We start from the raw sequence: 23,624 nt of genomic DNA, 5'->3' as shown, positions 1-23,624 counted from the left end.
ATTCTCCTCTTGAAAAGGAGTGAGAACTTTGAGTATTCAAAACGATTTTTCCACGTTCATGAAAGAAGCTGTGCGTTTTAAAACCATTCCTATTATCGAAAGTTTTTCCGTTGATACGCTGACGCCTATTCAAATGGTTGAAAAGCTGAAAGACGACATCGTCTATTTGCTCGAAAGCAAGGACGAATCATCCTCATGGTCCAGATATTCCTTCATCGGACTCGATCCGTTTTTGACCATCAAAGAGGAAAACGGTGAGTTCCACGCCGCGGATAGTGAAATGAAGAAGCTTTATACGGCATCAGAGCTGAAGAAAGTGCTCGTATGGATGTCGGATACATGCGTTATTAAGGCGCCGGAGCTTGATATTCCGTTTTCAGGGGGAGCCGTTGGATATTTAAGCTATGATGTCATGCCGCTTATTGAGCCGGCTATCGCCGGACATCAACGGGTAACAGACATGGAAAAATGCCAGCTGTTCGTCTGCCGGACGATGATCGCCTACGACCATGAGCTCAAAAAACTCCATTTTATTCATTATGTCACGCTGAATGGCGAAGAATCGGAGAACGAAAAAGCGGAAGCTTATCATGCCGCCAAAAAAGATTTGAAAGAGCTTATACGCAGGCTGAAGGACCGAAAATCGTCGAAGGAGCTTTTTCTCCCGCAGGAACGGCACGGCGCGCCAAGCTTTGAGCAAGTCCGGTCAACGTACAAAAAGGAGCAATTCATGCGCGATGTTGAACGTCTGAAAGAATACATTAAAGCGGGTGATATCTTTCAGGGAGTTCTTTCCCAAAGGTTTGATATACCTGTGAAAGTCGGTTCCTTTGAATTATACAGGGTGCTGAGGCTGATCAATCCATCGCCTTACATGTACTATATGAAGCTGCCTGACCGCGAGCTTGTTGGAAGCTCGCCGGAACGTCTGATCCATGTGCAGAACGGACACCTCGAAATACACCCGATTGCCGGGACGAGAAAAAGGGGACTTGACCAGGCTGAAGATGAGCGCCTCGAACAAGAGCTTCTGGCTGACGAAAAAGAAAAAGCGGAGCACTATATGCTTGTCGATTTGGCGAGAAACGACATCGGCAGGGTGGCCGAATACGGGTCTGTAAACGTGCCGGAGTTTACAAAGATCGTGTCGTTTTCACACGTGATGCATATTATTTCAGTCGTGACCGGCACTTTAAAATCAGGCGTTCACCCGGTCGATGCTTTGATGAGCGCCTTTCCGGCCGGCACTTTGACGGGGGCTCCCAAAATCAGGGCGATGCAGCTTTTGAATGAGATTGAACCTGAACCGCGGGAAACGTACGGGGGCTGCATCGCCTACATCGGGTTTGACGGGAATATCGATTCCTGCATCACGATCCGGACGATGAGCGTCAAGGCCGGCGTTGCATCGATCCAGGCCGGCGCCGGAATCGTGGCCGACTCCGTGCCTGAAATGGAATGGGAAGAGACGTGCAATAAAGCGGGGGCGCTGCTGAAAACGATCCAAATCGCTGAAGACGTGTTTTGTGAAAAGGAGGAGGACGGACATGAACGAACTGCTGAAATCGTGCGTTAATGGGGAGACGATGAGCGAAGCCGAGGCGAACGAAATCATGCATTTGATGATGACCGGCTCCATGAGCGCTGCTGAAATCGGCGGGATTCTCTCCGTTCTTGCTTACCGGGGAGAAACGGTTGATGAGGTGACCGGCTTTGTCAGAGCGATGCGGGAGAAGGCTTTGGCAATAGACGGCCTGGAAGATGTCGTTGATACGTGCGGTACGGGGGGAGACGGCGTTTCCACGTTCAACATTTCGACAGCGGCCGCCATCATCGCTTCATCGGCCGGTGCCAAAATCGCCAAGCACGGCAACCGCTCGGTATCCTCCAAAAGCGGAAGCGCAGACGTTCTCGAATATCTCGGGATATCGATCCAGACCACGCCTGAAGAGACAAAACGCAGCATCGAACGTCGGAATATGGGCTTTTTATACGCGCCAAGCTATCATTCTTCAATGAAACATGTGGCGGGCGTTAGAAAAGATCTCGCGTTTCGAACGGTGTTTAACCTGCTCGGTCCGCTCAGCAATCCGATGAAAGCCAAACGCCAGGTGATCGGCGTATACTCCATTGAAAAGGCGAGGCTGATGGCCGGTGCATTGGAAGCCTTTGAACCGGAGCATGTTTTATTTGTGTCAAGCCGCGACGGACTTGACGAGCTGTCGATCACATCGCCGACAGATGTCATCGAACTGAAAGGCGGAAAACGGTTTGAATATACTGTTGAGCCGGCTGACGCCGGCTTGCCGCTTGGCAGGCTCAGCGACATTCAGGTGAGTACCCCTGAGGAAAGCGGCCGCCTCATCTTAGACATTTTGCAAAACAACAGTTCTGAATCCGCGCTTCACATCGCCGCTTTGAATGCAGGCGCCGCATTGTTTGTCGCGGGTCAGGCCGGCGGGCTGAAAGAAGGCGTCTCCGCGGCACTGGAAACGATTAAAAGCGGCAAAGCGCTGAAACAGCTGGAACGATTAAAACAGAAAGAGGAAGAGATGTATGCTGAATCGAATTATTGAAAAAAAGCGGGAATACGTATCGAAGATGGTGCTGCCGGAGGATGTAAAGCTCGTGAAACGCTCATTTAAGAAGGCGCTTCTGTCGCCGAATCGCTTTGTGGCTTTGATTGCCGAGGTGAAAAAAGCTTCCCCGTCAAAAGGGGTGATAAAAGCCGATTTTCAGCCTGAAGAAATCGCAAAAGCGTACGAGCGGGCAAAAGCCGATTGTTTGTCCGTCTTGACAGATGAACCGTTTTTTCAAGGCAAAAATGAATATTTGTCATCGATCAAACGTGAAGTATCGCTTCCCGTGCTGCGAAAGGATTTCATCATCGACTCCGTACAGGTCGAAGAATCGAACCGCATCGGAGCGGATGCGATCCTTTTGATCGGCGAGGCGCTCGAGCCGGAAAAGCTTTACGAACTGTATACAGAAGCCGCCGAAAAAGGTATGGATACACTAGTTGAGGTTCATGAAGAAAAAACGCTGGAAGGGATATTGAACATTTTTACGCCGGAGATTATCGGCGTGAACAATAGAAATCTGAAAACCTTTGAAACTTCCGTCAGCCGGACGGAGCGGATTGCGCGAATGATTCCTGACGGCACGATTCTTGTCAGCGAGAGCGGGATCGGCATAAAAGAAGACTTATGTTTTGTGAAAAACTGCGGGGCACGGGCCGTCCTCGTCGGGGAATCGTTAATGAGGGAAGCGTCTCAGCAAAAAGCGGTTCATGCGCTGTTTGGAGAAACGGGTGATGAATAAACCAAGCTTGAAATATTGCGGGATTCATTCTTTCGAAGATTTGAAGACGACGGCCGGCTCAAAAGCGGACTACCTCGGATTTATTTTCGCCAAAAGCAAGCGGGCGGCAGACCCTTCTGATGTGAAAAGCTGGTGCAGGCAGATCGGACCTTTGGCGAAAAAGCTTGTCGGCGTTTTTGTCAACGAAGATACCGGCCGCATCATTGAGATTGCCGGAGCCGTACCTTTAGACGTAATCCAGCTTCACGGCGACGAATCGATAGAAGACATCATACGGCTGAAAACGACGACGCACTGTGAGGTTTGGAAGGCGCTTCACCACGGAAGCGGAACCGTTGAAAAATTGAAAGCCTTCATCCCGTATGCAGACGGGTTTGTGATCGACTCCTCTGTAAAAGGGATGAGGGGAGGAACAGGCATTTCGTTTTCATGGGAAAGCGTGCCGATGTACATTGAAGCGGCGGCCAAAGATGGAAAGCGGTTGTTTATCGCGGGAGGCGTCAATCCGGACAGCATAGGTGCGCTTTTGGATCAGAAGCCCCCGGGAATCGATCTGGCAAGCGGAATCGAAGAAAAAGGTCAAAAAAGCGAAAAGCTGATCAACCTTCTAGAAGAGAGGATGTTCAATCATGTATTCATATCCGAATGAACAAGGCAGATTTGGCGACTTTGGAGGGAAATTCGTCCCGGAAACATTGATGCAGCCGTTGGAGGAAATCGAAAAAGCGTTTCTGGGTCTAAAGGATGACCCTGTATTTCAAGAGGAATATAAAAAACTGTTAGTTGAATATTCCGGACGTCCGACCGCCCTCACCTTCGCCGATCAGCTGACAAAGCAGCTGGGCGGAGCAAAAATTTATTTAAAGCGTGAAGATTTAAACCATACAGGCGCACATAAAATCAACAACGCTCTCGGTCAGGCGCTGCTTGCCGCGAAAATGGGCAAAACAAAGCTCATCGCCGAAACAGGCGCAGGCCAGCACGGTGTCGCCGCGGCGACCGTCGCTGCAAAGTTCGGCATGTCATGCATTGTTTTTATGGGTGAGGAAGATGTCGCAAGACAGTCGTTGAACGTTTTTCGGATGAAGCTTTTAGGGGCCGAAGTCGTGCCGGTCTCCAGCGGAAACGGAACATTGAAAGACGCGACAAACGAGGCGATCCGATACTGGGTTCAGCACTGCCGGGATCATTTCTACATGATCGGGTCGGTTGTCGGACCGCATCCATACCCTTATATCGTCCGGGAGTTCCAGCGGATCATCGGCGATGAGGCGAAAGCGCAGTTTTACGAAGCCGAACAAAAGCTCCCGGATAAGGTCATTGCCTGTGTCGGAGGGGGCAGCAATGCGATCGGGATGTTCAGTTCATTCATCGAAGAACCCGTTGAGCTGATCGGCGTTGAAGCTGCGGGAAAAGGTACCGAAACCCCGCTTCACGCGGCAACTATCACAAAAGGAACGAAAGGCGTCATCCACGGCTCTTTGACGTATTTGCTGCAAGATGAGTACGGGCAGATCATCGAGCCGTATTCCATTTCCGCCGGTCTCGATTATCCCGGAGTCGGGCCTGAACACGCCCATCTCCACCAGATCGGCCGCGTCCGGTACGAATCGGTGACAGACGGTGAAGCCGTAGCGGCTTTAAAACGTCTGGCGGAGACAGAGGGGATTTTACCGGCGATTGAATCGGCCCATGCGTTGGCAAAAGCGTTTGACATTGCAAAACATATGAAACAAGAGGAAAGCATTCTGGTATGCCTTTCAGGCAGGGGAGACAAAGATGTCCATACCTTGATGAAGGTGATGGAAGAAGAGGTGAATGAAGATGTTCAATCTGAAAAAGTCCGATAAGCTGTTTGTCCCATTTATTACAGCGGGCGACCCGCTGCCGGAGGTAACGGTCGAACTGGCAAAATCCCTTCAGGCGGCGGGCGCCTCGGCTCTTGAACTCGGCGTACCGTACTCTGATCCGCTGGCTGACGGCCCCGTCATTCAGAGGGCCTCAAAACGGGCGCTTGACAATGGCATGAACATCGTTGAAGCGATCAGGCTTGGCGGAAAAATGAAAAAAAACGGCGTGGATATCCCGATAATTCTCTTTACGTATTACAATCCTGTGTTACAATTAGATACAGATCACTTTTTCGCTTTACTGCGACAAAATAAAATTGACGGACTTCTCGTTCCGGATCTTCCTTTTGAAGAAAGCGTGTATTTGCAGCAGCAATGCAAAAAGCAGGGAATCACGTATATTTCCCTTGTTGCACCGACAAGCGAAAGCCGCATCCAAAAAATCGCACAGCAGGCTGAAGGGTTTGTGTATTGCGTATCTTCGCTCGGCGTTACGGGTGTGCGCGATGGATTCGATGATTCTGTTTCTTCATTTGTCCGGTCTGTAAAAGGGATGAGTCCCGTCCCTGTTGCTGTCGGCTTCGGGATTTCCGGCTCCGAACAAGTGGAGCTGATGAATGAACTGGCGGACGGCGTTGTCGTAGGAAGCGCTCTTGTCAGAAAGATCGAGGAGCTGAAAGACGATCTCATCAGTCCGGAGACAAGAGAGCAAGCCTTGAAAACATTTGAGGAATACGCTAAAACATTCAGCGTATCGTACATGGTTAAATGAGGTGACAGAATTTTGCAAATCAAAGAACAGTTAAAACAGTTAAAACCTTATCAGCCAGGCAAGCCGATTGAAGAGGTCAAAAAGGAATTCAATCTCGATCAAGTCGTAAAGCTTGCTTCAAACGAAAATCCGTTCGGCTGTTCAGAAGCGGCCAAAGAAGCTCTCCAGACTGAGGTTCAGCAAATGGCTCTTTATCCCGACGGCTACAGTGCGGCCTTGCGGACAAAGCTTGCAGGGCACCTTGGCGTAAGCGAGACAAACATCATTTTAGGAAACGGCACGGATGAAGTCATTCAAATCCTTTCCCGTTCTTTGTTGGACGCCGGCACAAACACGGTGATGGCGAACCCGACGTTTTCCCAATACAAGCACAATGCCGTTATCGAAGGTGCCCAAGTGCGGGAGGTGGGTCTAGTTGAAGACGGCTGCCATGATCTCGATGCCATGCTTGAGGCGATCGATGATAAGACAAAAATCGTTTGGGTTTGCAGTCCGAATAACCCGACAGGAACTTACGAACCGGAGCAGAAACTGATCGGTTTTCTCGAGAAGGTTCCTGAGCACGTCCTCGTCGTTGTCGATGAAGCTTACTATGAATATGTAACCGCGGAAGACTATCCTGAAACGATCCCGCTTTTGAAGCGCTTCCCGAACCTGATGATCCTCAGAACGTTTTCAAAAGCGTACGGCCTGGCCGCCTTAAGGGTCGGCTACGGCATCGCTTCAGAAGAGCTGGTACGCTCCATCGAGCCGGCGAGACAGCCGTTTAACACGAACCGGCTCGGCCAGGCTGCCGCACTTGCAGCGCTTGGCGACCAGGCGTTTATCGAAGAATGCGTCAGAAAAAACAGAGAAGGGCTTAAGCAGTACTACGATTTCTGTAATGGGCACGGGCTCGATTATTATCCCTCCCAAACCAACTTTGTGCTGATCGATCTAAAACGGGATGCAGACGAACTGTTTCAGGCACTGCTCGAAAAGGGCTATATCACGAGATCGGGAAATGCGCTCGGTTTTCCGGGGCATTTAAGAGTCTCCGTCGGCACAAAAGAGCAGAACGAAGGGTTTTTGAAAACATTGGCCGGCATATTATTGTAAGGGGTGATGCTGCATCACCTCTTTAGTCTATTGAACCAGGTGATAAAGATGATTCAACCGAATGAAACGATATTATTGGCCGGATTAGGCTTGATCGGCGGTTCCATTGCGCTCGCCATCAAAAAAGAGCATCCCGGAAAACGAATCATCGGGTTTGACGTGTCCAGAGAGCAGGTGAATGCTGCACAGAAGCTCGGCGTAATTGACGAGCCTGCTGCCTCGTTTTCGGAAGGCATTCAAAGAGCGTCGACGGTCTTTTTGACGGCTCCTGTGGAGCAGACGCTTCATATGCTTGACGAGCTGGCCGCATCCGGCATGAAGAAAAAACTGTTAATAACCGACGTGGGCAGCACGAAACAAAAGGTTGTCGCCCACGCGGAAAACGTGCTGCCGAAAGAGTACGAATTTATCGGCGGACATCCGATGGCAGGCTCCCACAAATCAGGCGTGGCAGCCGCCAAAGAGCTATTATTCGAAAATGCATTTTATATTTTGACCCCGGCCCGTTCCGCTAAAAAAGAATCGGTCTGCTCTTTGAAAGAACTTCTGAAAGGGACGAATGCAAAGTTTGTGGAAATGTCTCCCGAAGAGCACGATGCCGTCACAAGCGTGATCAGCCATTTTCCCCACATCGTGGCAGCCAGCCTCGTACACCAGACGGTTAAATTTGAGGACCAGTATCCGCTCGTCAAGCGATTTGCCGCCGGCGGGTTCCGCGATATAACGAGGATTGCTTCAAGCAGTCCGGCGATGTGGCGGGATATTCTTTTGCACAATAAAGATAAGATTTTAGAACGGTTTGACGAATGGAAACTTGAGCTGGACAGGATCCGGATTTTTGTTGAAAATGAAGATGCAGACGGGCTGTTTGAATTTTTTCGGCAGGCAAAGGAATACCGCGATGGCCTTCCTTTACGGCAGAAAGGCGCGATTCCTTCTTTTTACGATCTTTATGTTGATGTCCCTGACCATCCGGGGGTCATCTCTGAAATTACGGCGATTCTCGCCGACGAACAAATCAGCATCACGAACATCCGGATTATCGAAACGCGGGAAGAGATAAACGGTGTTCTCAGAATCAGTTTTCAATCTGACCAAGATCGCAAACGCGCTGAAAAATGCATTCAAACCCGCGCGAAATATGAGACATTTTACGCTGATTGAGGTGGAAGCATGAAAAGAGGAAAAGTCAGTTCATTAAAAGGAGAGCTCCATATTCCGGGCGATAAATCGATCTCCCACAGATCGGTCATGTTCGGCGCCATTGCGGAAGGAAAAACGGTTATCAAAAACTTTCTGCCAGGGGCAGACTGCTTAAGCACGATCGACTGCTTCAAAAAAATGGGCGTTGAAATCGAACGGGACAACAGCGATGTTACGGTATACGGCAAAGGCTTGGATCAGCTGGCTGAGCCGGGCGAACTCCTCGATGTCGGAAATTCCGGTACGACGATCAGGCTGATGCTCGGCATTTTGGCGGGACGCCCGTTCCACAGCACAGTAGCGGGGGACGACAGCATTGCCAAACGGCCGATGAAGCGCGTAACCGATCCGCTTCGGCAAATGGGGGCGAAAATTGACGGCCGCGCCGGAGGAGAGTATACGCCGCTGGCTGTCCGCGGCGGGAACCTTGCCGCGATCGATTTTCAATCGCCCGTTGCCAGCGCGCAAATCAAGTCGGCCGTCCTCCTTGCCGGTCTTCAGGCCGACGGGACAACGACCGTGACAGAGCCTCATAAATCGAGGGACCACACGGAACGGATGCTCTCTATGTTTGGCGTGAGGCTTGAGGAAAGTGATACATCCGTTTCGATTACCGGGGGACAGACGTTAAAAGGGACGGATGTGTTTGTCCCCGGGGATATTTCTTCAGCTGCATTTTTCCTTGCAGCCGGCTCCCTTGTACCGGAAAGCGAAATCGTTCTGAAAAATGTCGGTTTAAATCCGACCAGGACAGGAATCATCGATGTTCTTGAAAAAATGGGCGCAGATCTTGAAATCGAAGCAAAGGACACCGGAAGCGGGGAGCTGTACGGCGACTTGAAAATCAAGGCCGCATCCTTGAAGGCGACTGAAATTTCGGGCGATCTGATTCCGCGCCTCATCGATGAGATTCCGATCATCGCCCTTCTCGCGACACAGGCTGAAGGCATGACGGTGATAAAAGATGCCGCAGAACTCAAAGTGAAGGAAACGAACCGCATCGATACCGTGGCATCAGAACTAAAGAAACTCGGCGCGCGTATCGAGCCGACGGAAGACGGGATGAAGATTTACGGAAAAACGCCTTTGACCGGTGGTGCGCAAGTGTCAAGCCACGGCGACCACCGTATCGGCATGATGCTCGGGATTGCCGCGTGCATCTGCGAAAATCCGATCGATATTGCCCGTCCGGAAGCCGTAAGCGTCTCATATCCGACGTTTTTTGAACATATTGAAAAGCTGGCCAAAAAAGCTTGAAGCCTTCTGTGCTTCAGGCTTTTTCGCCTTTCAAAAAAGGCCGGGAATATAAAACGAAGGCTTGCTGCATAGCTTGTCTTAAAGAATATTTCCGGGAAAGGGATAAAGAAGAGCAACATATTTGCCGAAGCCGCCCGGGTGAATTATGATAATAACTAACTCAATCAGTTTTACCGGAGCAAAACGCCGGTGAAGATTTGACGAAAGAAAGGGACGTTTAGATTTGAATACTTCGATCCAAGAAGCCATAAAATTAGTTGAAGCAGGCCAAACGGAAAGCGGATTGAAAAAACTTGCCGAAATCACACCTGCCCTTCACGATGAAGATAAAGCGACTATTGCCCAGCTGTATTACGAATGGGGAATCGTCGACAGGGCCATTGCCATCGTCAGCGATTTGCACGAGCTGTACCCGGAAGAATCGGAGCTGACCTGTTTTTATGCCGAGCTCCTCATCGAAACCGATCAGGAAGAGGAAGCGCTCCGTGTACTGGAGACGATTCCTGAAACGGATCAGGCATACGCGGAAAGCCTGCTTTTGATGGCTGACCTGTATCAGATGCAGGGGCTGTTTGAAGTCAGCGAACAGAAGCTGTTGAAAGCGAAATCCATCCTGCCTGATGAGCCGGTGATCGATTTTGCTTTGGGAGAGCTGTATTTCGCTCAGGGAGCCTACAAAAAAGCGGTTGCGCAATACAAAAAAGCGGCCGGTGAAAAGGCGGTCGTCGGAGGCGTGAGCGTTTACCAGAGGCTCGCCGAGTCACTAAGTTCGTCAGGGGAATTTGAAGAAGCGCTTGAATGGTATGAAAAAGCCGTCCGGGAGAACCCGGAACCGAATACATTGTTTGGTTACGGTTTTACCGCTTTAAAAGCGGGGTACCCTAAAACTGCGATTAAACAATTGACAGAGCTTCAAGAGCTCGATCCGGCCTATTCCTCGCTCTACAAGCCTTTGGCCAACAGCTATGAAGAAGAAGGGCTGTATGAAGAGGCGTTTGAAACAGCGAAAGAAGGAATCCGCGTAGATGAGTTCAACAAAGAGCTGTATCTTTCTGCAGCAAAAGCAGCGTTAAAAACGAAAAGGCCGGCTGATGCGAAAGACCTGCTCCAGGAAGCGCTCGCCCTTGACCCTGGATATATCGAAGCCGTTCACACCCTTCTTGCCCTTTATCTTGAAGAAGAAGACTTTGAGAGTATCATTGATCTTGTAGAAGATGTTCGCAAATATGGAGAAGATGACCCAAAATTCACCTGGTTTCTTGCATCGGCGTACGCCGGGATCGAAGAATACGAAAAGGCGGGCCGGGAATTCGAAGCCGCATTTTCGAATTATCGGGAAGATGGAGATTTTCTGTATGAGTACGCGATCTTTTTGCTTGAAGAAGGAAAGCGTAAGGAAGCTTTGCCGCTTTTGAAAAAAATCGTTGCACTCGATCCCGCAAATGAGGAAGTCCATGAGATGATTTTCAGAATCGAAGATGAAAATTCCTTTGAATAAGCAGGATATGACCGGTTTGTGTGGAATTAATAAAGTAGTACACAAGATGCGATAGAGGAGGGAATAACATGCAGACCCCTGTTTCTGTCAATGAAAAAAAAGATTTTATCCGCTGGTTTTTAAACCACTATCAGCTCAAACGAAGAGAATGTGTATGGATTCTGAATTATTTAATGAGCCATGACTCGTTGATGGAGAAAGTACATTTTGTCGAGCAGGCCGAATTTTGCCCGAGAGGCATTATCATGTCCACCCACTGCGTCGAAGAAGTGCCTTTTCGTTTTTATAAAGAAAACGTCATGACAACAGATGCAGAGAAATCGTTTCACGATATCAGGCTGAATAAGCAGCAGGATTTGTTCATCCAGCTGAATTTCCGCTCAGCCTATAATTCGCCGGAATACGCGGCCGTACTGGAGGCCAACCCTCATATTCCGAAAGACCTATACGAAAATGAAAAAGATAAAATAGTCGTCGAGCAGATTTTGGAGCACTCCATTTCGACTTTTCAGAGACAAAAACTGCTGCGGGAAATAGACGAAGCGCTTGACCGCCAAGATAAAGAGAGCTTCGAAAGATTAGCGAAACAACTGAGCCAGCTGCAATAACCCTGCCGCTAACAAGCCTTGCCAACCGCAAGGCTTGTTCAGCGAGGGAAGCGCTGTCATAAAAGGAGGATATCCCGAGTGAAATGGAATGCGCATGATGCAGATGTTTATCTGAACGCCAAGGAGTATATCGATACCGCCGTGATTCCGCTGATTTCGGTCGATCTGGGAGAACAGTTTAAATCAGCCGTCTCAAAAGGGGAATTTACATCGATGCTCGCTGAGGAGCTTGAGAGGCAGCTGAAAGGCCGCATCTATCTGTTTCCACCTTATACATATTTGCAGGCTGATGAAAAATCGGCACGGGATCTTTTCGATCTGAAAGAAATGGCCGAAAAGCACTTTCGGCACACCATTTTTCTGACGGCCGACGAGCGCTGGAAGCATGCGCTCAGCGATGAGCAAAGGCTGCTCTGGATTCCGGCTGTGCCCCTTGAGCATATGAAAGACTCGCTGAAACAAAAGGTTCTCGATGACCAAATCGAGCAAATATTGAACATTTTGTTACAATATTGGAACTCTTAATAAAAACACTTACATTTCCTTAGATTAGTGATTTTGGGAATGTTGACCTTCCTAAAAGATTGATATATTATGAGGGTGTCCTAGTTTCATTGAATATTTTTCTATTTCAGTTATATTGTAGCTGGGGACTTGAGGGGGGATATGAAGATGAGCGAAAACAGACATCGGGTATCCAGACGTCAATTTTTAAACTACACGCTGACCGGGGTCGGCGGTTTTATGGCGGCGGGAATGCTCATGCCTATGGTTCGCTTCGCGCTCGATCCGGTTTTAAGACCGACTGAGGATCAGGACATGGTTCAGGTTGTAAGCGTTGACGAGCTGACAAACGAACCGCAGCGCTTCGACTTCAAGATCAAACAAGTGGATGCCTGGTACGAATCTGAAGAATCGCGGTCGGCGTGGGTTTTCAAACATGGGGGAGAAATCATAGCTTTATCACCGGTTTGTAAGCATTTGGGGTGCACGGTCAACTGGAACAGCGATCCAAAAAATCCGAACAAGTTTTTTTGTCCGTGCCATTACGGACTTTATGAAAAGGATGGTACCAATGTACCCGGAACTCCGCCGCTTGCTCCTTTAGACCGATACGAGCAAGAGGTTAAAAACGGCTATCTTTACTTAGGGAAAGCCAAGCCGAGGAAGGATGGGTGATCATGCTAAACAAAATTTATGACTGGGTGGATGAAAGGCTTGATATCACACCGCTCTGGAGAGATATTGCCGATCACGAAGTTCCTGAACACGTCAATCCGGCGCACCACTTTTCAGCATTCGTCTACTGCTTTGGGGGTTTGACGTTTTTTGTAACGGTCATTCAGGTGCTTTCCGGCATGTTTTTAACGATGTATTATGTCCCGGACATCAAAAATGCCTGGGAATCGGTTTACTATTTGCAAAATGAAGTAGCTTTCGGACAGATTGTACGGGGAATGCACCACTGGGGGGCAAGTCTGGTCATCGTCATGATGTTTCTTCATACGCTGAGGGTTTTCTTCCAGGGGGCGTATAAAAAGCCGAGGGAGCTGAACTGGATCGTCGGCGTGCTCATTTTCTTTGTCATGCTCGGCTTAGGTTTTACAGGCTACCTGCTGCCATGGGATATGAAGGCTCTGTTTGCGACAAAAGTAGGTCTGCAGATCGCGGAGGCGACGCCGCTGATCGGGCCGGAAATCAAAACGCTGCTCGCCGGTCATCCGGATATCGTCGGCGCCCAGACGTTGACGCGATTTTTTGCCATACACGTCTTTTTCCTGCCAGCCGCTCTCTTCGCGCTTATGGCTGCACACTTTATCATGATTCGCAAGCAAGGAATTTCCGGGCCGCTGTAAACGAGTGATGAAAAGAAAGAAGGAGGGGATGGCATGAAAAGGGGAAAAGGAATGAAGTTTGTCGGAGATTCGAGAATACCGGCCGAAAGAAAACCGAATATTCCAAAAGATTATTCGGAATTTCCGGGGAAAACAGAAGCGTTCTGGCCGAACTTTTTGCTTAAAGAGTGGCTTGTAGGAGCGGTTTTTCTGATCGGTTTTCTCGTATTGACCGTCGTTCATGAGCCTCCTCTTGAACGGATGGCCGATCCGACGGATACCGGTTACATACCTTTACCGGACTGGTATTTTCTATTTTTGTACCAATTGCTTAAATACGAATATGCCGCCGGGCCGTATACGGTGGTCGGAGCGATCGTCATACCGGCGATTGCGTTCGGGGCGCTTCTGCTGGCACCGTTTCTTGACAGGGGGCCTGACAGAAGGCCGTTTAAGCGCCCCGTTGCTGTCGGGCTGATGCTTTTGGCGCTGTCAGCCACGGTTTTCTTGACATGGCAGTCCGTCGTCACACACGATTGGGCCGCTGCCGAAGAACAGGGGAAAATCAAAGAAGAGGCTGATATTGACAAGAGCGCTGCAGGCTACAAGGTCTACCAGGAACAAGGCTGTATTTCTTGCCACGGCGATAACATGCAGGGTGGGGCAGCCGGACCGTCTCTCGTTGACAACGGCTTATCTCCTGAAGAGATTGCGAAAATCGCCAAGGAAGGCAAGGGGCAAATGCCGGCGGACGTGTTTAAAGGGAATGATAAGCAGCTGAAAGAGCTGTCGAAATTCATATCCGAGACGACTGCAAAGTAAATGTTGTCAAGATCCAAAAGGAAAGATATACTCATGATAGAGCTGAAGCTGACGTTAGGTCAGCGTTCGAGGCTGTCGACAAATTCGGCAGCCTCTTCAAATTGCAGCGGGTCTATACTCACTGAACACGCCCATGTGTTCCGGGCTGGATGACCCAAGCGGCAGCCCTTTTTTATTTTAAAAGACTGTGAGTTGATAGAAGTGAAATGGATTCTTTACATACTCGGGCAAAGATCGGTACTCGTCCTGCTTTTGGCCGTCAACTTTCTCGGCACCGTCTACGGATATTATTGGTACCTTCCCCAGCTGATGGACACTCCGGCAAAGTTTCTGATCTTTGTTCCCGACAGCCCGACGGCGACCTTGTTTTTTTTATTTGTCCTTTTGGGCTTTCTATTAAAAAGGAATGCTTCCCTGTTTGAAGCGCTTGCTCTCGTTACGCTCGTTAAATACGGGCTGTGGGCGGTCGTCATGAATATACTCGTGCTTGTGACGACGGGAAGCCTTCATTGGACGGGGTATATGCTGATCGCATCGCATTTTGCCATGGCTGTGCAAGGCGTTTTGTATGCGCCGTATTACCGGTTTAAAGCTTGGCACTTGGCGGCGGCTGCGGTTTGGACGCTCCATAATGATGTGATCGATTACTTGTTTAAGATGATGCCGAATTATTCAATGCTTGATCAATACATGCCGCAAATCGGCTATTTTACGTTTTGGCTGAGCATCGCTTCGATCGGACTGGCGTATTATCTTGTCCTGTCTAAGAAAGCTTTCAAGCTGTAGGCTTTGGATCACAATCTTGGTCTAACCTTGTCCCTCCCTTCATACGCTGTAATAGAAGGAGTGGGAGGGACCGTAAATGATACGAAAGGTGATCCTTTGCATGTTGATTGCGCTCATTTTTCCTGCCTGCGGTTTGAAAGCGGGCGGTGATCCGGCAGCATTGCAGGAATTGAACGAACTGTCCGATACCGTATTCCAATTAACAAGGCAGACGCAATATCATGAGGCTGTCCAGATTCTCCAGTATTTTGAAGACAGGCTGAAGGCCGCGGAGAAAAGCGAAGCGGAAGACGTGATGACCGCAACAGAGATCCGCCAGGTCACGCTGGCATATCACGATGTGCTGAAAAGCCTCGAAGACAAAGAGACGGAGCAAACAGACAAGCTTAAGGCAGCGGCCCAGTTCAGAATGCTGATGGATGCGCTGGAATCCGACCATGACCCGCTTTGGAGTTCGCTGAAAAAGCCGATCATGGATTCGTTTCAGGCGCTGAAAGCCGGCATTCAAAAGGAAGACGGCATGACGTTTCAGGAAAAATGGAATCATTTCTTATCATTGTATGATACGATTTATCCAAGCTTAACGATTGATGTCCCGCCAAAACAACTCAAAAGCGTCTCAAGCCATATCGATGTCGTCGAGCACGGCGATTTTCAGCAAATGACGGAAAGCAGCAAGCTCGAAAGGCTGACTGCGCTGGAAAAAGATTTGGAAGACGTATTTAATCAAGTAGAGGAAGATGACGCAGATCCCTCCTTGTTGTGGGTCATCCTGACAACTGGAAGTATCATCCTTTCTACGCTGACATACGTCGGGTTCAGGAAGTATAAAGCCGAAGGGGACAGGCGCAAAAAAAGGGAAAAAGATTGGCCGAAATAGAAGCTCTGCAGCCCGCAGGCTTCTTTTTGTTTGATGGTTCAGCGGGAAATGGGATTTTTATTTTCGTCAAGCGTAAATCCTTCTCCCAATACATCGTGAACATCGCTTACCGCAACAAATGCATGGGGATCGACGGATGTGATCACATTTTTTAAAAGGACCACTTCATTTTTCGGGACGACGCAATATAACACATCGCGCTCCGCTTTCGTATAGGACCCTTGCCCTTTTAAAACGGTGACTCCGCGTTCCATTTCTTCGATTATTTTCCGCTGGATCTGCTCGTTCTTTTCGGAAATGATGGTCGCTCCTTTTGCGGCGTACCCGCCTTCCTGCATGAAGTCAATCACTTTTGAGGCGACAAATACGGCGACGAGCGTGTACATCGCTTCTTTATAGGAAAGGTAAAAAATAAGCGAAAGCGTAATGACGCAGGCGTCAAATACAAACATGACTTTGCCCATGGGGGTATGGAAATATTTATTGACGAGTCGGACGATGATATCAACGCCGCCTGTCGTACCTCCGTATCTAAAGATGATTCCGAGCCCGGTGCCGATAAAAACGCCGGCAAACAGCGCTGCAAGCGCAAGATCGTGCTTCAGCGGCATATGGATCTGGTAGCGCTGGAAAATCCATAAAAACACGGACAGACTGACGGTTCCGATGATCGAATACGCAAAAACCGTTCTTCCGAGCAGCCTCCAGCCGATGATAAAGACCGGAATGTTTAATACCAGGTTGGAAATGGAAGGGTCGATCTTAAACAGGAAATACAGGAGCAGGGTGATTCCGGTAAAACCGCCTTCCGACAAATTGTTTTGCATATTAAAATGAACAAGTCCAAACGAAAAGACAGCGGCGCCTGCCAAGATAAACAAAACATTTTTCATTCTGATCTCTCCGAACATAAAAATCCCCTTTCCTTCCATAAGCTGGCGTTAATATTATAGTGTATCCCATTTAAAACAGCAAACCCGTCTCAAACATTTGTCAAACTTGTTTGAATTCGCTAACATGTAAGAGATGACAGGAGGTTTTGCCAAATGACTCAGGAAAAAACGGTGAAAGATATACAGCGAGAGGTTGATGAATATATCGGCCAATTTAAAGAAGGCTATTTCAGCCCGCTTGCGATGATGGCCAGGCTGACGGAGGAACTCGGCGAACTGGCGCGGGAAATCAATCATCATTACGGGGAAAAGCCGAAGAAAAAAACCGAAGCCGAAAAAAAGATCGAAGAGGAAATCGGCGACGTTTTATTTGTTTTAGTTTGTTTAGCCAATTCACTTCATATATCATTAGATGAAGCGCATGATATGGTCATGGAGAAATTCAACACCCGTGACAAAGACCGCTGGACAAGAAAAGAAGAAGGAAAGTAGAGGAGATTCACATGCCAAAACAAACGATCAAAATTGCCATAGCCGGCCCCCGCGGAAGAATGGGGACGGAAGCGGTCAAGCTTGTCGAGGATACCGCTCACTTCGAACTCGTCGGGGCGATTGACCGTACATATAACGGGAAGAAACTGTCTGAAGTTTTGCCGTGCGGCTCAAATGCGGTGATTTATACGGACATACACGAATGCTTTTCAGAAACGGCTCCGGACGTTCTGATTGATTTGACAACGCCTGAAATCGGTAAATTACATACGAAAATCGCCTTGGAGCACGGAGTCCGTCCGGTTGTCGGGACAACAGGATTTTCAGAAAGCGATCTCGATGAACTGATGCAGCTCACAGACGAAAAAGGAATCGGCGCAATCATTGCGCCAAACTTTGCGCTGGGAGCCGTCCTGATGATGAAATTTTCGCAGATGGCGGCCAACTATTTTACCGATGTGGAAATCATTGAACAGCATCACGATCAAAAGCTTGACGCCCCGAGCGGCACAGCGTTGAAAACGGCGGAAATGATCTCGGCAGTCCGGGAAGCAAAACAGCAGGGACACCCTGATGAAAAAGAGATTTTGCCGGGAGCAAGAGGAGCAGAACAAAACGGAATCCGTCTGCACAGCGTCCGCTTGCCGGGATTGATTGCCCATCAGGAAGTGCTGTTCGGCGGAGACGGACAAACGCTGAAAATCCGGCATGATTCATATAACCGTGCATCTTTCATGTCAGGTGTGAAACTGGCTGTTGAACAAGTGATGAAAATCGATCAGCTTGTCTACGGCCTTGAAAATATCATCGATTAATGACAAAAGGGGGAAATCGCTTTGAAAATCGCTTTAATCGCCCATGACCGTAAAAAACAGGATATGATTCAGCTTGTGACCGCGTATCAAAACATTTTAAAAAAGCACGAACTGTTTGCGACGGGGACGACCGGATTAAAAATCACGGAAGCAACCGGCCTGTCCATCGTCCGATTTCAATCGGGGCCGCTCGGCGGAGATCAGCAGATCGGCGCGCTGATTGCGAAAAACGAAATCGACCTTGTCATCTTTTTAAGAGATCCGCTGACGGCTCAGCCGCATGAACCTGACGTTTCCGCATTAATCCGTCTGTCTGATGTCTACTCAATCCCGCTTGCGACCAATATGGGGACTGCTGAGATTTTGATCCGCTCGCTTGAAAAAGGAGCCTTTGAATTTAGAAATCTCGTTCACGGCGGGGATCGTGATGCTTGATATACTTGCTTTTGGCGCTCATAGCGATGATGTGGAAATCGGCATGGGAGGAACCATTGCGAAATACGCGGAAAAAGGGTTCCGGATCGGCATTTGCGATTTAACAAGGGCTGAACTGTCATCGAACGGAACGGTCGAAACGAGAAAAAGCGAAGCGGCGCTGGCAGCGGACATTTTAGGCGTCAGCCCGCGCATCTCCCTCGCGCTCCCGGACCGCGGCCTGTTTTTGAACGAGGAGGCGATCCGGGAAGCTGTAACCGTCATTCGGGCGTATAAGCCGAAGCTCGTGTTTGTACCTTATCAAAAAGATCGGCACCCGGATCACGGACACGCGGCGGAAATCGTCGAAGAGGCGGTTTTTTCCGCCGGAATACATAAATATCAAGATGGAAACAATCAGCCGGCTCATAAAGTGAAAAATATGTATTACTATATGATAAACGGCTTTCATAAACCTGAATTTGTAATCGATATTTCCGATACAATGGAAAAGAAAATAGCGAGTCTCAGAGCATACAGGAGCCAGTTTACCCGGTCTGGGCAATCGGTGGAAACGCCGCTGACGAACGGGTATATTGAGACTGTTGAAGCGCGGGAAAAACTTCTCGGGAAAGAAGCAGGCGTCGCATATGCGGAAGGGTTTTTTTCGAAGCGGACGCTTGTGTTAAACAATGATTTATTTGGGGGCGGATGATGAAAAAACTAAAAATCGGAATCACGTGTTATCCGAGTGTCGGCGGATCGGGAATCATCGCGACCGAACTCGGCAAGCTGCTCGCGGAAAGAGGGCATGAAATTCATTTTATAACATCAAGTGTCCCGTACAGACTGAATAAAGTATATTCCAACATTTATTTTCACGAGGTGCAAGTCAATCAATATGCCGTCTTTAAGTACCCGCCTTACGATTTGGCATTGGCCAGCAAAATGGCGGAAGTGGCAAAGCGGGAGCAGCTCGATATTTTGCATGCCCATTACGCTGTCCCGCATGCGGTTTCGGCTTTTTTAGCCAAGCAGATGCTGGGCGGAAACATCAAAACGGTCACGACGCTTCATGGCACCGATATTACGGTGCTCGGGTATGACCCGTCTTTACAGGACCTGATCAAATTCGCCATTGAATCGTCGGACCGCGTGACGGCTGTATCATCCGCACTCGCGTCTCAGACGTATGATTTAATTAAACCGGACAAAAAAATAGAAACGATCTACAATTTTGTTGATGAGCGGGTTTACGTAAAGCACGATCATCATGTATTAAAAGAGCAGTACGGCATTTCGCCTGATGAAAAAGTGATCATCCATGTGTCGAATTTCAGACAAGTCAAACGCGTGGAGGATGTCATTCATGTATTCAGCCGAATCGTCAAGCGGATGAAAGCAAAGCTCCTTCTCGTAGGCGACGGTCCGGAAATGACCGTCATCTGTCAGCTTGTCAGACAGCTTGGCTTAGGGGACAACGTTCTCTTCTTAGGCAAGCAGGACAACGTGGAGGAGCTATACGCGATCAGCGATTTGAAGCTTCTTTTATCGCAAAAGGAAAGCTTCGGCCTTGTTCTTCTTGAAGCGATGGCCTGCGGCGTTCCTTGCATCGGAACGAACATCGGAGGCATCCCGGAAGTGATAGAAGACGGAGTTTCCGGCTTTTTGGTCAATATAGGCGACGTCGATGCTGCAGCCGAAAAAGCGCTCCGTTTATTAACGGATGACGCTTTGCATTCGAGCTTTGCGGAAGCGGCGCTGAGAAACATCAGGGACCGGTTTTCTTCCTGCAGTATCATCGGCCAGTATGAGGATATTTACAATCAATTAATAGAACTGGAAGTGTGAGCAATGGAGGATCTCTTTGTAAAGGCTCTCCCCCTCCTTCATAAGCTGAAAAAACACGGCTGGCAGGCTTATTTCGTCGGCGGGGCCGTCAGGGATACACACATGAATCGTCCGGTCGGGGACGTCGATATCGCAACGGATGCGCCGCCGGAGGAAATCGAGAGCATTTTTCCGAAAACGATCGATGTCGGAAAAGAGCACGGAACGATCATCGTTTTGCTGAGTGGCGAGTCTTATGAAGTGACGACGTTTCGTTCCGAACTCGAATACGAGGATTACAGAAGGCCGAGCGGTGTTCAATTTATCAAATCTCTCAAGGAAGATCTCAAACGCCGCGACTTAACGATCAACGCTATGGCGATGGATGAAAGCGGCAGGCTGATCGATTATTTCGGCGGTCTTTCTGATATAAAAGAAAAGGTCATTCAGACGGTCGGCGATCCTGCGGAGCGCTTTCACGAAGACGCGCTCCGCATGCTGCGGGCGCTCCGGTTTATGAGCCAGCTAGAATTTACGCTTTCGGAAAAGACAAAAGCGGCGATTTGTGAAAACAGTCATCTGCTGGCGCATATTTCAACAGAGCGAAAAACGGCAGAATTTGAAAAGCTATTAAAAGGAAAAGCGGCTGGCCCGGCGCTTGCCGCGGCGGCCGACACAGGCCTGTATAAGGAACTGCCCGGATTGGACGGCAAACAGGACGGCGTCCGGTCTGCCGGTGTTTTTCCTTTTTATAAGCTGGAAAAAAGAGCGGACATCTGGGCGGCTTTTCTCTCCATGATGTCGATTGACGACGCCCGATCCCACGCTTTTTTGAAAGCGTGGAAGCTGCCGGGCAAAGTCATCAAGCAGGCAGTGGAAGTCGGGAGCCGCATCAATCAAAAATGGGACAGGCTCTCCATGTACGAGGCCGGCGAAGAAACGCTTCTTTCGGCGTGCGCGATTCACATGCTGAAGAAGGCGGGGCAAATCGATGAAAGGCGTTTGGCCGAAATACGGCAGGCATATTCTGAGCTTCCGATCAAAAGCTTGAAAGACCTTGCCGTTACGGGCGGGGACCTTCTCCAAATGAGAAACAAGCCGCCGGGCAAATGGGTTTCCGAAGATTTAAAACGGATTGAACACGCCGTTTTAATGGGGGAGCTCGCCAATCAAAAAAAAGCCATAGAGGAGTGGCTGAACGAATGCAATCAAACTTAAGAAAAAAACTCATTCAATTGTTTACAGAAGCTGACGGAGAATTCATCTCAGGCCAGAAAATCAGCGAAGAGCTCGGATGTTCCAGAACGGCGGTCTGGAAGCATATTGAGGAGCTGAGAAAATCGGGTTATGAGCTTGAAGCCGTCAGAAAGCTCGGCTATAAAATGAAAAAAAAGCCGGATAAGATCACTGAAAATGAAATCAGGCTCGGCTTAAAAACGGAAAAAATGGGTCAAACGATTTATTTTCAGGATGTCGTGTCATCGACGCAAAAAATCGCCCATGAACTGGCGAATAACGGTGCGCCGGAAGGGACGATCGTCGTAGCCGATAAGCAGACGGAAGGAAGAGGGAGAATGTCGAGAGCGTGGCACTCTCCTGAAGGAAACGGAATCTGGATGAGCCTCATTTTGCGGCCGGAGATTCCCGTCCAAAAAACGCCGCAATTGACCCTTTTGACCGCCGTGGCGATCGTCCAGGCGATCGAGGAACAAACAGGGATCGCCGCGGAAATTAAATGGCCGAACGACATTTTAATCAACGGCAAAAAAACGGTCGGGATCTTAACCGAATTGCAGGCGGAAGCCGATCAGGTCCATTCCGTCATCGTCGGAACGGGCATTAACGTCAATCAGCTAGCTGACGATTTTCCAAACGAGCTAAAGGAGACGGCCACAAGCCTTCGCTTGGCGAGCGGCGAAAAAATCGACAGGGCGGCTCTCATTCAGACGATCCTGTTAACCTTTGAAAAAAGGTACCGCGATTACATCACGCACGGTTTCCGGCCGATCAAGCTTTTATGGGAAAGCTATGCGCTGACTCTCTATCGCGAATTGACCGCGCGGACGCTTTCCGGAACGTTCCGGGGCAAAGCGCTCGGAATCGATGACGAAGGCGTGCTGCTCCTGGAAACGAGCGACGGAATCAAAAAAATCTATTCCGCAGATATCGAAATTAGTCCGTCATAGTTGGAACGGACACGGCGTTTTTGGTATACTTCGATTGGGCAGTATCCGCTGGAACTGCACCTGAAAACGATGTTTTGTAAATAAACAGTCTGCCTTGATCCAAAAAGGACTGGGACAGAGGGATGATTCTTGCCGATGACGGACGATGCAAAATCTTCTTCGCGGAAGATTTTTTTACTGTCCGAAAAAAAGGCAGCTCATCTCCTCTGAAAAAGAGGAGGAGAAACACATGAAGACAAAGCTTGATTTTTTGAAAATGAAACAGGACGGAGAGCCGATCGTCATGCTGACGGCCTATGACTATCCGGCAGCAAAGCTGGCCGAGCAAGCCGGAGTGGACATGATCCTTGTCGGCGATTCTCTCGGAATGGTCGTCCTCGGCCTTGACTCGACCGTATCGGTTACCGTCGCAGACATGATCCACCACACAAAGGCCGTAAAACGGGGTGCGAAACATACATTTGTCGTCACAGACATGCCGTTTATGTCCTATCACTGCTCACAGGAAGACGCGCTCAAAAACGCGATGAAAATCGTTCAGGAAAGCGGTGCGGACGCGTTGAAGCTCGAAGGCGGAGACGGTGTGTTTGAAACGATTACAGCCTTAACAAGGGGCGGAATACCTGTGGTCAGTCATTTAGGCTTGACTCCGCAGTCTGTCGGTGTCCTTGGGGGCTATAAAGTACAGGGAAAAGACGAAGAAAGCGCGAAAAAACTGATCGAAGACAGCAGGCGCTGTGAAGAAGCAGGTGCGATTGCCCTCGTGCTTGAATGCGTTCCAGCCAAACTCGCGGAACGGATTTCAAAAGAACTGACGATTCCGGTCATCGGCATCGGAGCCGGCGTCTACACAGACGGACAGGTTCTCGTCTACCATGATGTCGTCGGGCACGGAGTCAGCCGGACGCCGAAATTTGTTAAACAATACGCGCAAATCGACCCGCCGATCGAAGCGGCGCTTACCGGATATGTGCAAGATGTGAGAAACCGCGCCTTTCCGGAAGATGCTCATTCCTTCCATATTGATCAAGAAGTGCTGGAAGGGCTATACGGAGGAAAATAAT

General features: G+C 49.2%; 26 protein-coding genes. 25 read left to right on the top strand and 1 reads right to left on the bottom strand.

The genetic code is table 11. The features are described from left to right. The first annotated feature begins 28 nt into the window (after positions 1 to 28). From trpE to ypjB, 17 genes are all read left to right on the top strand, one after another. Positions 29 to 1,576 carry an anthranilate synthase component I gene (trpE, locus tag AB447_RS03105; protein ID WP_048352927.1) on the top strand — a complete coding sequence of 516 codons (1,548 nt, stop codon included), beginning with the start codon at positions 29 to 31 and terminating at the stop codon, positions 1,574 to 1,576. Then, a complete protein-coding gene (gene trpD, locus AB447_RS03100; protein WP_057957432.1) occupies positions 1,548 to 2,576 on the top strand; it encodes an anthranilate phosphoribosyltransferase in 1,029 nt (342 codons plus the stop codon). The genes trpE and trpD overlap by 29 nt, the downstream gene beginning before the upstream one ends. Further along, the gene (gene trpC / locus AB447_RS03095; protein ID WP_048352928.1) at positions 2,557 to 3,321 is read left to right on the top strand and encodes an indole-3-glycerol phosphate synthase TrpC; all 765 of its coding nucleotides are present in this window, start codon (positions 2,557 to 2,559) and stop codon (positions 3,319 to 3,321) included. The genes trpD and trpC overlap by 20 nt, the downstream gene beginning before the upstream one ends. After that, complete coding sequence (locus tag AB447_RS03090) at positions 3,314 to 3,970, top strand: phosphoribosylanthranilate isomerase (protein WP_048352929.1); 657 nt, start codon at positions 3,314 to 3,316, stop codon at positions 3,968 to 3,970. The genes trpC and AB447_RS03090 overlap by 8 nt, the downstream gene beginning before the upstream one ends. Continuing rightward, positions 3,951 to 5,171, top strand: coding sequence for a tryptophan synthase subunit beta (gene trpB / locus AB447_RS03085; RefSeq protein ID WP_048406184.1), 1,221 nt, complete (start codon positions 3,951 to 3,953; stop codon positions 5,169 to 5,171). Before AB447_RS03090 ends, trpB begins: the two co-directional genes overlap by 20 nt. Further along, positions 5,146 to 5,943, top strand: coding sequence for a tryptophan synthase subunit alpha (gene trpA, locus AB447_RS03080; RefSeq protein WP_082142439.1), 798 nt, complete (start codon positions 5,146 to 5,148; stop codon positions 5,941 to 5,943). Before trpB ends, trpA begins: the two co-directional genes overlap by 26 nt. A 12-nt stretch (positions 5,944 to 5,955) precedes the next feature. Then, positions 5,956 to 7,041, top strand: a complete 1,086-nt coding sequence (gene hisC / locus AB447_RS03075) for a histidinol-phosphate transaminase (RefSeq protein ID WP_048352931.1) — start codon at positions 5,956 to 5,958, stop codon at positions 7,039 to 7,041. A gap of 48 nt (positions 7,042 to 7,089) precedes the next feature. Beyond that, complete coding sequence (locus tag AB447_RS03070; RefSeq protein WP_048352932.1) at positions 7,090 to 8,205, top strand: prephenate dehydrogenase; 1,116 nt, start codon at positions 7,090 to 7,092, stop codon at positions 8,203 to 8,205. A gap of 9 nt (positions 8,206 to 8,214) precedes the next feature. Then, positions 8,215 to 9,501, top strand: a complete 1,287-nt coding sequence (gene aroA / locus AB447_RS03065) for a 3-phosphoshikimate 1-carboxyvinyltransferase (protein ID WP_048352933.1) — start codon at positions 8,215 to 8,217, stop codon at positions 9,499 to 9,501. Between the two features lie 223 nt (positions 9,502 to 9,724). Next, the gene (locus tag AB447_RS03060) at positions 9,725 to 10,999 is read left to right on the top strand and encodes a tetratricopeptide repeat protein (RefSeq protein WP_048406185.1); all 1,275 of its coding nucleotides are present in this window, start codon (positions 9,725 to 9,727) and stop codon (positions 10,997 to 10,999) included. A gap of 68 nt (positions 11,000 to 11,067) precedes the next feature. Then, positions 11,068 to 11,607, top strand: a complete 540-nt coding sequence (locus tag AB447_RS03055) for a ReoY family proteolytic degradation factor (protein ID WP_048352934.1) — start codon at positions 11,068 to 11,070, stop codon at positions 11,605 to 11,607. Positions 11,608 to 11,685: 78 nt separating this feature from the next. Beyond that, positions 11,686 to 12,132, top strand: a complete 447-nt coding sequence (locus AB447_RS03050; RefSeq protein WP_048352935.1) for a YpiF family protein — start codon at positions 11,686 to 11,688, stop codon at positions 12,130 to 12,132. 147 nt (positions 12,133 to 12,279) lie between these two features. After that, positions 12,280 to 12,786, top strand: a complete 507-nt coding sequence (locus AB447_RS03045; protein WP_046129892.1) for a QcrA and Rieske domain-containing protein — start codon at positions 12,280 to 12,282, stop codon at positions 12,784 to 12,786. Between the two features lie 2 nt (positions 12,787 to 12,788). Continuing rightward, entirely contained in the window at positions 12,789 to 13,463 is a 675-nt protein-coding gene (gene qcrB / locus AB447_RS03040) for a menaquinol-cytochrome c reductase cytochrome b subunit (RefSeq protein WP_046129893.1), read from the top strand. Positions 13,464 to 13,496: 33 nt separating this feature from the next. After that, entirely contained in the window at positions 13,497 to 14,264 is a 768-nt protein-coding gene (locus AB447_RS03035) for a menaquinol-cytochrome c reductase cytochrome b/c subunit (RefSeq protein ID WP_048352937.1), read from the top strand. Between the two features lie 201 nt (positions 14,265 to 14,465). Then, positions 14,466 to 15,050 (top strand): lipoprotein heptaprenylglyceryl N-acetyltransferase LhaT, encoded by a 585-nt coding sequence (lhaT, locus tag AB447_RS03030; protein ID WP_048352953.1) that lies wholly within the window; start codon positions 14,466 to 14,468, stop codon positions 15,048 to 15,050. A gap of 76 nt (positions 15,051 to 15,126) precedes the next feature. Beyond that, entirely contained in the window at positions 15,127 to 15,930 is an 804-nt protein-coding gene (gene ypjB / locus AB447_RS03025) for a sporulation protein YpjB (protein WP_048352938.1), read from the top strand. A 38-nt stretch (positions 15,931 to 15,968) separates the two neighbouring features. Here ypjB and AB447_RS03020 read toward each other — a convergent pair whose 3' ends face one another. Beyond that, a complete protein-coding gene (locus AB447_RS03020) occupies positions 15,969 to 16,841 on the bottom strand; it encodes a YitT family protein (protein ID WP_048352939.1) in 873 nt (290 codons plus the stop codon). 135 nt (positions 16,842 to 16,976) lie between these two features. On the opposite strand from AB447_RS03020, the gene AB447_RS03015 reads away from it, so the two are divergent. The 8 genes from AB447_RS03015 (at position 16,977) to panB (ending at position 23,623) form a co-directional block, all read left to right on the top strand. Beyond that, positions 16,977 to 17,315: a nucleotide pyrophosphohydrolase gene (locus AB447_RS03015; protein WP_048352940.1), complete on the top strand. Its 339-nt coding sequence runs from the start codon at positions 16,977 to 16,979 to the stop codon at positions 17,313 to 17,315. Between the two features lie 11 nt (positions 17,316 to 17,326). Beyond that, positions 17,327 to 18,130, top strand: a complete 804-nt coding sequence (gene dapB, locus AB447_RS03010; protein ID WP_048352941.1) for a 4-hydroxy-tetrahydrodipicolinate reductase — start codon at positions 17,327 to 17,329, stop codon at positions 18,128 to 18,130. A gap of 21 nt (positions 18,131 to 18,151) precedes the next feature. Continuing rightward, positions 18,152 to 18,565, top strand: a complete 414-nt coding sequence (mgsA, locus tag AB447_RS03005) for a methylglyoxal synthase (protein WP_048352942.1) — start codon at positions 18,152 to 18,154, stop codon at positions 18,563 to 18,565. After that, positions 18,552 to 19,259, top strand: a complete 708-nt coding sequence (bshB1, locus tag AB447_RS03000) for a bacillithiol biosynthesis deacetylase BshB1 (protein WP_232517718.1) — start codon at positions 18,552 to 18,554, stop codon at positions 19,257 to 19,259. The genes mgsA and bshB1 overlap by 14 nt, the downstream gene beginning before the upstream one ends. Then, complete coding sequence (gene bshA, locus AB447_RS02995; RefSeq protein ID WP_057957431.1) at positions 19,259 to 20,395, top strand: N-acetyl-alpha-D-glucosaminyl L-malate synthase BshA; 1,137 nt, start codon at positions 19,259 to 19,261, stop codon at positions 20,393 to 20,395. Before bshB1 ends, bshA begins: the two co-directional genes overlap by 1 nt. A 3-nt stretch (positions 20,396 to 20,398) precedes the next feature. Next, positions 20,399 to 21,592 carry a CCA tRNA nucleotidyltransferase gene (locus tag AB447_RS02990; RefSeq protein ID WP_048356442.1) on the top strand — a complete coding sequence of 398 codons (1,194 nt, stop codon included), beginning with the start codon at positions 20,399 to 20,401 and terminating at the stop codon, positions 21,590 to 21,592. Continuing rightward, the gene (locus tag AB447_RS02985) at positions 21,577 to 22,560 is read left to right on the top strand and encodes a biotin--[acetyl-CoA-carboxylase] ligase (protein WP_048356443.1); all 984 of its coding nucleotides are present in this window, start codon (positions 21,577 to 21,579) and stop codon (positions 22,558 to 22,560) included. Before AB447_RS02990 ends, AB447_RS02985 begins: the two co-directional genes overlap by 16 nt. Before the next feature lie 229 nt (positions 22,561 to 22,789). After that, on the top strand, positions 22,790 to 23,623 hold the full coding sequence (panB, locus tag AB447_RS02980) for a 3-methyl-2-oxobutanoate hydroxymethyltransferase (RefSeq protein WP_048356458.1): 834 nt from the start codon (positions 22,790 to 22,792) through the stop codon (positions 23,621 to 23,623). The last annotated feature ends 1 nt before the right edge of the window (position 23,624 follow it).

This window comes from Bacillus glycinifermentans, from assembly GCF_001042475.2.
Classification (GTDB): Bacteria; Bacillota; Bacilli; order Bacillales; family Bacillaceae; genus Bacillus; species Bacillus glycinifermentans.
Note: the sequence above shows the minus strand (reverse complement) of the source record. Positions and strands in the feature narration are given on the sequence as shown.